7 protein-coding genes are annotated in these 10,399 nt (G+C 71.1%); 2 read left to right on the top strand and 5 right to left on the bottom strand.

Annotated features, from left to right (window positions below; translation table 11 throughout):
• The 4 genes from ACIQ5Y_RS28830 to ACIQ5Y_RS28815 form a co-directional block, all read right to left on the bottom strand.
• Positions 1-1,817: condensation domain-containing protein (locus tag ACIQ5Y_RS28830; RefSeq protein ID WP_403886619.1), on the bottom strand; the 1,817-nt coding region annotated here is incomplete at its 3' end.
• The gene (gene sbnA / locus ACIQ5Y_RS28825; RefSeq protein ID WP_403886616.1) at positions 1,814-2,794 is read right to left on the bottom strand and encodes a 2,3-diaminopropionate biosynthesis protein SbnA; all 981 of its coding nucleotides are present in this window, start codon (positions 2,792-2,794) and stop codon (positions 1,814-1,816) included. The genes sbnA and ACIQ5Y_RS28830, both read right to left, overlap by 4 nt.
• A 22-nt stretch (positions 2,795-2,816) precedes the next feature.
• The gene (locus ACIQ5Y_RS28820) at positions 2,817-3,620 is read right to left on the bottom strand and encodes an ABC transporter permease (RefSeq protein ID WP_403886613.1); all 804 of its coding nucleotides are present in this window, start codon (positions 3,618-3,620) and stop codon (positions 2,817-2,819) included.
• Entirely contained in the window at positions 3,617-4,603 is a 987-nt protein-coding gene (locus tag ACIQ5Y_RS28815) for an ATP-binding cassette domain-containing protein (protein WP_403886611.1), read from the bottom strand. Before ACIQ5Y_RS28815 ends, ACIQ5Y_RS28820 begins: the two co-directional genes overlap by 4 nt.
• A 373-nt stretch (positions 4,604-4,976) precedes the next feature.
• Between ACIQ5Y_RS28815 and ACIQ5Y_RS28810 the strand changes: the two genes are divergently transcribed.
• Complete coding sequence (locus ACIQ5Y_RS28810; RefSeq protein WP_403886608.1) at positions 4,977-7,229, top strand: MMPL family transporter; 2,253 nt, start codon at positions 4,977-4,979, stop codon at positions 7,227-7,229.
• A gap of 57 nt (positions 7,230-7,286) precedes the next feature.
• On the top strand, positions 7,287-8,294 hold the full coding sequence (sbnB, locus tag ACIQ5Y_RS28805; protein WP_403886605.1) for a 2,3-diaminopropionate biosynthesis protein SbnB: 1,008 nt from the start codon (positions 7,287-7,289) through the stop codon (positions 8,292-8,294).
• Between the two features lie 103 nt (positions 8,295-8,397).
• Here sbnB and ACIQ5Y_RS28800 read toward each other — a convergent pair whose 3' ends face one another.
• A complete protein-coding gene (locus tag ACIQ5Y_RS28800) occupies positions 8,398-10,329 on the bottom strand; it encodes a serine hydrolase domain-containing protein (protein WP_403886602.1) in 1,932 nt (643 codons plus the stop codon).
• Between the last annotated feature and the right edge of the window lie 70 nt (positions 10,330-10,399).

Below are 10,399 nucleotides of genomic sequence, written 5' to 3'. Positions count from 1 at the left end.
CCGGAGGTGAAGATGATGTAGGCGAGGTCGTCGCCGCCGCCGAGGGGCGGGGCGAGTTCGGTGTCGGTGGCGCCGTCCCAGGCGATCACGGTGGGCGTGCCGGTGGCGGTGTCGAGGAGTTCGGCGGCGGTCGTGTCGAGGCCGGGTCCGGTGTAGAGGACGTCGGGGCGTGAGTCGTCGAGGAGTGCGGCGGTTCGGGTCAGGGGGGCTCGCAGGTCGAGGGGGACCCAGGCCGCGCCGGCGCCGAGGACGCCGAGGACGCCGGCGACGAACGGGATGCCGGGCTCGCAGAGCATCGCCACCCGCGAGCCGGGGCGCACCCCGGCCGCGGTCAGGCGACGGCTCAACGCCGAGGCGAGGCAGACCAGCTCAGCGTAAGAAACAGAGCCCTGCGGATCCTGGACCGCAGTCTTCTCGGGCTCGTCGGCAGCCAGTGCCCGGACACGCTCCACCACCCCTGTGTACGTCTCGTCCACCGCGGTGGCGTCCCAGCCCGCGCGCACCGCGGCCGACTCCTCCGGCAGCAGGACGTCGATCCGGTCGACGACCGCGTCCGGACCCGCCTCGGCGAGCCTCTCCAGCCAGCCGAACAGACGGCGCTGGTGGAGGTCCAGCTCCTCCGCCGTGTAGCGCGAGGGGTTGGCGTCCAGGCGGACCGCGTAGCCCTCCTCGGCCGAGTCGAGATAGATGATCTGCATGTCCTCGACCGGGCCGGTCGACAGGTTGTTCAGCAGACCGGTGCACGCGCCGAACGCGTAGTCGAAGCCCGACTCCAGGACGTTGACGGTCGGGCCGAGCGAGCGGCCCGCGTCACCGGTGAAGCCGAGGTCGCGGCGGATGCGGTCGCCCCGGTAGTTCTGGTGCCGCAGCGTGGAGCGCAGCTCGCCCGCGCTGTCGCGCAGGAAGTCCGCGACCGTACGGCCGGGCAGCACCCGGACCGGATGCGGCACGAAGTTGGCGCGCATCCCCGGGACGGCGCGGGCCGCCGCCGTGGCACGGGCCGGTACCGCGAGGGTGAGCAGGGCGCGGTCGACGCCCGCGGCCCGCTGCACGTAGGCGCCGGTCGCGGCGATCAGCAGCGTCTGCCAGGTGATGCGGGTGTCCCAGGCCAGTGCCCGCAGCCGCTCGACGGTGGCCGCGGGCAGCACGGCCTCGCACCGCAGCGAACTGCGGGCGGGCCCGCCGGCACGCGGCGAGAGGCTCACCGGCTCGGGCTGCTCCTCGAAGCGGTCGCGCCAGAACGCCTGCTCCTTGAGGTACTTGGGCGTCTCGGCGTACGCGGCCTCGTCGTCGGTGAGCGTGCGCGGATCGGGGAACGCGCCTTCGGCCTCCGGGTCCGCGTACAGCGCGGCGAGCCGGTTGTAGATGAGGACGCGGCTGAACCCGTCGACCAGGATGTGGTTGACCCGGATGTAGAACAGCAGGTGCTCCGGGCCGAGCCGCAGCAGCACCGACCGCAGCGTGCCCGCGGTCAGGTCCGGCGGCACGAGCAGGTCCTGCCGCATGAACGCCTCGGCGGCGTCCCGCGGCCGCGGCTCCCCGGACAGGTCGAGCGTCTCGACGGGGAAGTCCCCGGCGTCGGCGAGCTCCTGAAGCGGCTCGCCGTCGAGCTCGGTGAACAGGGCGCGGAGAGTGCCGGCCTCCCGCAACACCCCCTGCCACGCGGCCGTGAACCGGGCGGTGTCCAGGGGACCGCGCAGCTCCAGGAAGTCGCCCATGGTGAAGACGGGGTTGCCCGGGTCGGCCTGCTGCCCGTACCACATCTCGCGCTGAGCGGCGGAGAGCGGCAGCTGTCGGGCGGGAGGTGTGGGGATCATGACTGCGGTGCTCCAGTGGGAAGTTCGATCGGTTCGTTGCCGTACACCTCACGCACCCAGCTCGGCTGGTAGACGGTGTCGAGATAGCGCTCGCCGAGGTCCGGGGCGATGGCGACCGCCGTGTCGTCCCGGCCCGGTCTGTTCTCGGCGAGCCAGCGCAGCGCACCGCTCACCACGGTTCCGGTGGAGCCGCCGAAGAGGAATCCACCGCGGGCCAGGGCGTGGCAGGCGCGCACGGTGTCGACCTCGGGGACGTGCACGACGTCGTCGATGTACGAGGTGTCGAGCAGTGCGGGGCGCACCCCCGTACCGAGTCCGGGGATCATGCGGGGGCCGGCAGGGCCGCCGAAGGTGACGGAGCCGACGCTGTCGACCGCGACGACCGTCACCGGTCGCGGCAGCTCCTTGAAGTAGCGGGCGCAGCCCATCAACGTGCCCGTGGTGCCGGCGCCGATGAACAGGATCTCCAGATCGGGGAACTGCTTCTCGATCTGCGGGGCCGTGGTGCGGTAGTGCGCACGCCAGTTGTCCGGGTTGGCGTGCTGGTTCAGCCACACGACCCGCGGGTCGGCGGCGAGCAGAGTTCGGACGTACGCGAGCCGCGCCGCCAGGAATCCGCCCTCCTCGGCCGGATCCGTGATGGTGTGCACCTCGCTGCCGAGCGACTCGATGAGCTTGCGCGTCGCGACGTTGGTCCGCGAGTCGACCACGCAGATGAAGTGGTAGCCCTTGGCCGCGGCGATCACGCTGAGCGCGACCCCGAGGTTGCCGGACGACGACTCCACCAGCGTCGAGCCCTTGGTGAGCGCACCGCTGCGCTCGGCCGCCTCGATCATGCTCGCGGCGGCCTTCAGCTTGATGGAGCCCGCGAAGTTGAAGCCCTCGCATTTGAGGTGCAGTGGATATCCGTACAACTCCCGGAGATCTACGTAGAGATCTTCGGTGTTGAATTCGTGCGGTGCCGTGATGACCGGCATGATTCCCCCCGGGAAGACAAGGCTATCGCGTTGCCGATATGCGGTACACGCGCAGGCTCAGAGGTATGAGAACGGCGATGAGAGCCCCGATGCTGATCGCCGACACGATCACCGCGTGTTCCACCGGAAAACTGTCGGACGCAACGGCTCCGGTGTTTCCCCACAATTGCCGGCAGGCCTCCGAGACCGCGCTGACCGGATTCCACTCGGCGACGGTCTGCAGCCAGCCGGGAAGTCCGGTCAGCGGCATGAAAGAGCTGGAGAGGAAGGAGAACAGGACCAGGAGCAGGGCGGACACGCCGCTGATCGCCTCCAGGTTGCGCATCATCATGCCGAGGAGCGCGCCGACCCAGAGCATGGCGTAGGCGAAGCCGAGGAGCAGCAGGAAGCCGGCCACGTTCTCGGCGAACGATCCGTGCACGCGCCAGCCGATGGCGAGCCCGGTGACGGCCACGAGCGCGATGCTCAGGGCCGCGGCGGCGAGATCGGCGAGCGTGTGGCTGACGAGGACGGTGGCCCGGCCCATCGGCAGCGAGCGGAACCTGTCGATCAGGCCCTTGCCGAGGTCGCCGGCCACGCCGATCGCGGTGATGCCGATGCAGGAGAGTCCGACCTGGGCGAACACCCCGGCCATGATGTACTCGCGGTAACTGCCGCCGGTGTTCTTCACCTCGACGACGGTCGCGAAGAGATAGCCCAGGATCACGACCATCGCGACGGGCGTGAGCGCCACGCCGATGATCTTCTCCGGGGTGCGCCGCAGATGGCGCAGGTGCCGGCCGGTGAGGGCCGCGACGTCACCGCCGTGGGCAAGCACCGAACTCATAGGGACGCCTCCGCTTTCACCGCGCCGGGGTGCGTGGCCGGCGTGCCCGTGAGCTCGCCGGTCAGATGGAAGAACACGTCGTCGAGCGAGGGGCGCCGCAGAGCGAACTCCTCGACGGCGACGCCCGCGTACTCGAGCGCGGTCGCGGCGGACGCCAGCGCGCCCATGCCGTCCGGCAGCTGCACGTGGAGGGTCCGCTGCCGCTCGTCCAGCTGCGGCGGACTCACCGCGAGCGGCGCGAGCACGGCGGCGGCCTGCGCGAGCGCGCCGGCGTCGGCGACGGCCACCTCCAGGCGCTCGCCCCCGACCTTCCGCTTGAGCTCGTCGGAGGTCCCCTCGGCGATCACCCGGCCGCGGTCGACGACCAGGATCCGGTCCGCGAGGAAGTCGGCCTCCTCCAGGTACTGCGTGGTCAGCAGGACCGTGACACCCTGGTCGACCTGGTCCTGCACCATCCGCCACAGCGTGGCCCGGCTGGCCGGGTCGAGTCCGGTGGTGGGCTCGTCGAGGAACAGCACCTCGGGCGAGGCGATCAGGCTCACCGCCAGGTCGAGGCGGCGCCGCATGCCGCCCGAGTACTCCTTGGCGGGCTTGTCCGCGGCGGCCTCCAGCTCGAACTGCGCGAGCAGTTCGGCGGCCCGGACGCCGGCGCCCTTGCGGCCGAGCCGCAGCAGCCGGCCCAGCAGGACGAGGTTCTCGCGCCCGGTGAGGAGCTCGTCGACGGCGGCGTACTGCCCGGCGAGACCGATCCGGCGGCGCACCTCGCGCCGCTGCCGCACGATGTCGAAGCCCGCGACGCGAGCCGTGCCGGCATCGGGTTCGAGCAGGGTGGCGAGCGTGCGGACCGTGGTGGTCTTGCCCGCTCCGTTGGGCCCGAGCAGGCCGAGCACGGTGCCCGCTTCGACCGACAGGTCCACGCCGTCCAGGGCGCGGTGGCCGCCGTACTGTTTCGTCAGGCCGGCCGCCTCGATCGCGGTGTTCACGGAATTCCCCCTTTCACGCCTCAGGTGAATTGGTTGGCTGGTTATGGGCTGGGTAGTCACGTGGCGGAGTGGGTAAATGGATTCCAGGTCGCCTGGCGGACGAATCCGGTCGGCGGACGCAACGCGGTCCGTGCCGTCCCGTGACTCCCGACGAGAAGAACCTAACCAGCGGCGTGGCCGGATCGTGCCGTTGTCGATGGTCACAGGCTGCCGCTGCAGCATGTTGCAGACCCCCACGCCCCCCGGTGCCGGCAGGATGCTGCAGCGGCATTCAACTGACATATCGAGAAGGGAAACCGCCGGTCCCGGATATCTACAGTGAGAGACGTCGCTCATCAAGGGTCCCCCCGCTGACGTCCCACTGGGAGAGGTAATGGCAAGGCAACGAAATCTGGCGGCTTCACTGGGCGCCTGGAGTGCCAGGCACCGCAAAACCGCGCTTTTCGGATGGCTCTTCGCCGTCATCGCGCTCACGGTCCTCGGCGGTATGGCGGGCCAGAAGAGCCTGACCGAGGCCGACTACGGCACGGGGGAGTCGGGCCGCGCCGCCCGGGTCCTCGTCGACGCCGGCATCAAGACCCCGGCGCCCGAGATGGTCCTGGTCCACAGCGGTGAACTCACCGCCGAGGACCCCGGGTTCAAGAAGGCCGTCGCCGACGCGATCGCCGCCGTGGACGGCACCGGCCTCGCGCAGAACATCGGCGACCCGTACACGACCGGCGCGGTCTCCGAGGACAAGCACGACGCGCTGATCCAGTTCGCGGTGAAGGGCGACCCGGACACGGCCGCCGACCGCATCCAGCCCGTCGTCGACGCGCTGGCCAAGGTGGACGAGGCCCACACGGGCGTCACGCTCGGCCAGTACGGCGCCGCCAGCGGACTCAAGGGCATCAACGACTCCCTCGGCGACGACTTCACCCGCGCCGAGTACACCGCCCTGCCCGTCGCCCTCGGCATCCTGCTCGTCGTGTTCGGCGCGCTCCTGGCCGCCGTCCTGCCGCTGATCCTCGCGATCACCGCGTGCGTCGCCGCCATGGGTCTGCTCGCGCTTTCCAGCCAGCTGGTCCCGGTCGACGCGATGACCAACTCGGTGCTGCTGCTGATGGGCCTCGCCGTCGGCGTCGACTACTGCCTCTTCTACATCCGCCGCGAGCGCGAGGAGCGTGCCGCCGGCCGCGACAAGGAGAGCGCGCTGCGCATCGCCGCCGCGACCTCCGGCCGCTCGGTGCTGATCTCCGGCCTGACCGTGGCCGTCGCCATGTCCGGCATGTTCCTTTCCGGCCTCACGGTCTTCGAGGGCTTCGCCATCGCCACCATCGAGGTCGTCCTGATCGCGGTGCTCGGCTCCATGACGGTGCTGCCCGCCGTGATGGCGATGCTCGGCGACAAGATCGACGCCGGCCGGATCCCGGGCCTGCGCCGCAAGGCACGCGTCCGCACCGCGGGCGAGAAGCCGGGCCGGCTGCTCGGCGCGGTCCTGAAGGCGCCCGCGCTCTTCGCCGTCCTCGGCATGGCGTTCCTGCTCGCCCTCGCCTCGCCCGCGCTGTCAATGAAGACGGAGAAGCTCGGCTTCGACCAGCTGCTGCCCGCCGACAACGTCACCGCGAAGACGGCCCAGCGGATCGAGGACGTCTTCCCCGGCGCACCGGCACCGGCCCAGATCGTCTTCAAGACCACCGACGTCACCTCGGCCGAGGCCACCGGCGCCCTCGCGAGCTTCAAGGAGCGCGCCCTCGCCTCCGGCCACGTCAAGAACCCGATCGAGGTGATCGTCCACAAGGCCGAGAACATCGCGGTGATCAACGCGCCGCTCGCCGGTGACGGCCGCAACGCGACCTCGGTCCGCGCCCTGAAGGCGCTCCGCGGCGAGATCATCCCGGCCACCCTGAAGAAGGACGGCGCGAACAAGGCGCTGGTCGGCGGCGACCTCGCCTTCTCGACCGACTACAACGACCAGCTCAAGTCGTCGATCGTGCCCGTCTTCGCCTTCGTGATGGGCGTCAGCTTCCTGCTGATGCTGCTCTGCTTCCGCTCCGTGGTCATCGCGATCACCTCGATCGTCCTCAACCTCCTGTCCGTGGTCGCCGCCTACGGCGTGATGACCGCGGTCTTCCAGAAGGGCTGGGGCGACGAGCTGGTCGGCACGACGGCCGTCGGCGCCATCGAGTCCTGGATGCCGCTGTTCGTCTTCGTCGTCCTGTTCGGCCTGTCGATGGACTACCACGTCTTCGTGGTCTCCCGGATCCGCGAGGCCTACGACCAGGGCATCGACAACCGCGCCGCCGTCGCCTACGGCATCCGCTCCACCGCCGGGGTCGTCACCAGCGCCGGCCTGATCATGGTGGCCGTCTTCGCGGTCTTCGGCACGCTGTCCATGCAGGACTTCAAGCAGCTGGGCGTGGGCCTGGCCGTCGCGGTCCTGCTCGACGCCACGCTCGTCCGCGCCATCCTGCTGCCCGCCGTGATGGCGCTGCTCGGCCGTTCCAACTGGTGGCTGCCCTCCTGGCTCAAGTGGCTCCCGGAGCTCTCGCACGGCGAGGAGCAGCCGGCTCCGGCGCCGAAGCACGCGGCGTCCTCCCCGCACCGGCAGTCCGAGGCGCCCGAGCACACCTTCGCGGGCCGCTGACCGGCCCGACGCCCCCACACCCTCCGTATCCGCTCACGATCTCAAGGATCCTTCTCCATGTACGAGTTCAGCGTCGTCGGCGGCAAGACCGCGCGGGAGATCATCTCGGCCTCCCGGCAGGACCTCGTCGACGTCGTCCGCGACACCTACCTCGCCCACCACGCGGGCGACTCGGTGAACCCCGACAGCTACTTCCTGCGCTTCCCCGAGAAGCCCGACGCCCGAATCATCGCGCTCCCCGCGCACCTGGGCGCCGGCGCCGACGTCTCCGGGATCAAGTGGATCAGCAGCTTCCCGGCCAACATCGAGCGCGGCATACCGCGCGCCTCGGCGGCCCTGCTGCTCAACGACTACGAGACCGGCTACCCCTTCGCCTGCCTGGAGGCCTCGCAGATCAGCGCCGCCCGCACGGCCGCCTCGGCGGTGCTCGCGGCGGAGCAGCTGACCGGCGGGCGCACGGCCGGAAAGCTGACGGTCGTCGGCGCGGGCATCATCGCGCGCAACATCCTGGAGTTCTTCGCGTCCCGCGACTGGCAGGTCGGTTCGGTCACGGTGCACGACAAGAGCGAGGAGTACGGCTCCGCGCTCGCCGCCCACGCGACGAACGCCCTCGGCTACCCGGCCGGCACCGAGTCCGACCTCACCGCCGCCCTCGCCGGCGCCGACGTGGTGGTCCTCGCCACGACCGCCGCCGAGCCGTACATCCTCGACCCGGGTGCCTTCGCGCCCGGTCAGGTCGTCCTCAACATCTCGCTGCGGGACATCGGCCCGGAGCTGATCGAGGGCGCGTACAACATCCTCGACGACGTCGACCACTGCCTGAAGGCCAACACCTCGCCGCATCTCGCCGAGCAGAAGTACGGCGACCGGCACTTCGTCACCGGCACGCTCGCCCAGTTCATCAAGGGCGAGGTGACCACCGGCGACGACAAGCCGGTCATCTTCTCGCCGTTCGGCCTGGGCGTCCTCGACCTGGCGGTCGGCCTGCACGTCCTGCGTGCGGCGCAGGCGTCGGGCGAGGCCGTGGAGATCGCGGACTTCTTCGGCGAGACCACCCGCTGGTAGCCCCGTCCCCCGACCACGAGGCCCGGGCAGGATCTCCTGCCCGGGCCCTCCCATGTCCGACGAAGGAGCGATCGTGACCACCTCCCCGCGGGGTCGCCGCGTCCTAGCCCACCAGCCGATAGGAGGCGCACACCCCGAGGAAGAGCATCGAGGCCAGCGTGCTGCACGTGTAGTGCAGCCGGCCGGTCACCCGCCACCAGCGCCGCCGCCAGGAGAGGAAGGCGCACACGACCATGGCGCAGGTGGTCGCGAGCGCGATGGTGGTCAGGGCCGGTACCGCGGTCAGGAGCGGCGAGTCGCCCACGATGATCGTGCGGTTCAGGGCGTTGGGGTCGGCGGACAGCAGCAGGAAGCACGTCGTCGCCGTGGTGATCAGCGCACCGGAGGTCCACAGCAGCAGCTTGGCGACGCGCGCCCCGGCCGGCGTGCCCGGCGAGCGGCGGCGCACCAGCGCGAGCACCGGCAGCGCGAGCACGGTCAGGGCGAGGAACGCCAGCGAGCCGAGCAGCACCTGCTGGTGCAGCGTGGGGGAGAGGTACCAGGGGAGCCGCTCGTACGAGACGGAGGCGTCGGAGGCGGCGGTCAGGCGCCCGTCACGGAAGGCGATCCGGTCCTGGCCGCCCTGCTCCTGGAAGAGCCCCGGGCTCAGCTGCACCCAATGACGCTCGGTCACCTCCGGGTTGCGCGACAGCCCCGTCGTGGTCAGCGTCGCGCCCTCACCCGCGCGGACCCGTACCGAGCCGATCAGGGCGCTGACCCGGGTCAGCTCCGAGGAACTGGTGCGCGTGGAGCGGTACTCGCCCTCGTACTGCCCGACGTCGGCCTGCGAGGTGGAGCCGTGTGCGCCGGCGGGCGTACCGAAGTGGTCGGCGACGCGGTCCACCACCTCCTGCCCCGCGTAGGCGGCGATCCCGTTCTCGCCGTCGCCGTTGTAGACGACGTACACGCCGGTGTCGCGCTCGGGCAGCAGGGCCAGGTTGCCGTGGAAGCCGGGCAGGTCGCCGTCCTTGACCAGCATCCGCTGTCCGTCGCGGACGCGCTCCTCGAGGATGTACCCGAGGCCGGGCAGCCGGTCGTCGTTTCCGAACTGGCGCTTCATCAGGGCTGCGGCGGAGCGCTCGCTCAGCACCGGACCGCCGCCGTCGAGCAGGGCGCTCAGCAGCCGACCCATGTCGGCCGCGGTGGTGACGGCGCCCGCGCCCGTCGGCGACCAGTCGCCGTACTGGCCGTCCTGGACGCGCTGGTGCCCGGATTCGGGGCGGTGGCCGCGTGCGAGGTCCGCCGCGATCTCGGGGGTGTGCGGCTGCGCGAAGCTCGTACGGTCCATGCCGAGCGGTCGCAGGACCGAGCGGTCCACGTACGCGGCGAACGGGGTGCCCGTCACCGTCTCGACCAGATAACCGGCGAGCGCCACGCCGTAGTTGTCGTAGCTCGCGACCTCGCCCGGCGGGCGCACCCGGCGCGGCTGGTGCTCGGCGAGGCTCTCGCCCAGCGGGCGCACCTCCTCGGGCCGGGTGGCGGCACGCCCGATGATGCTGTTGTCGAAGCCCGCCGTGTGCGTGAGGAGATCGCGTACGGTCACGGGGTGCCCCGGATACGTGTCCTTCACCTTGAACGACGTGAGGTAGCGGTTGACGTCGGACCGCAGGTCGAGCCGGCCCTGCTCGACCTGCTGCAGGACCGCGATCGCCGTGAACAGCTTGGCGTCGGAGGCCAGGAAGAACCCGGTGCGAGTCGGGTCCACCGGGGTCCCCGCGGTGGAGTCCGCGACGCCGTACCCCTTGGTGAGGACCTGACGGCCGTTCTCGACGACCACCACGGAGGCGCCGGGGATCCGGTAGTCGGCGAGCTGCCGGCGCACGAGGGAGTCGACGGCCCCGGAGAGCCCGGACGCCTCGGACGGCTCGGACGTGGCGGGGGCCTCCACCCGGGAAGCCGGCGTCGCGGAGGCGGTGCCGGCGCCACCCGCCAGGAGCAGCGGCACGCAGAGCGGAAGGAGCAGGTGCCGCAGTCGCAGTCGCAGTCGCATCGTCATGTATACAGTCAAGTCGTCACGACGAGGACGAAACAGCGACCTCGGTGGCGTCCCAGGGGGGACCTAGGTA

Source organism: Streptomyces sp. NPDC096339 (genome assembly GCF_044762985.1).
Lineage (GTDB): Bacteria > Actinomycetota > Actinomycetes > Streptomycetales > Streptomycetaceae > Streptomyces.
This window is presented reverse-complemented; position numbering and strand designations above follow the sequence as displayed.

What these genes read in the sequence shown, in the direction of transcription:
- sbnA (WP_403886616.1), bottom strand. Translation starts at nt 2,794, where the DNA reads ATGCCGGTCATCACGGCACCGCACGAATTCAACACCGAAGATCTCTAC.
- ACIQ5Y_RS28820 (WP_403886613.1), bottom strand. Translation starts at nt 3,620, where the DNA reads ATGAGTTCGGTGCTTGCCCACGGCGGTGACGTCGCGGCCCTCACCGGC.
- ACIQ5Y_RS28810 (WP_403886608.1), top strand. Translation starts at nt 4,977, where the DNA reads ATGGCAAGGCAACGAAATCTGGCGGCTTCACTGGGCGCCTGGAGTGCC.
- sbnB (WP_403886605.1), top strand. Translation starts at nt 7,287, where the DNA reads ATGTACGAGTTCAGCGTCGTCGGCGGCAAGACCGCGCGGGAGATCATC.
- ACIQ5Y_RS28800 (WP_403886602.1), bottom strand. Translation starts at nt 10,329, where the DNA reads ATGACGATGCGACTGCGACTGCGACTGCGGCACCTGCTCCTTCCGCTC.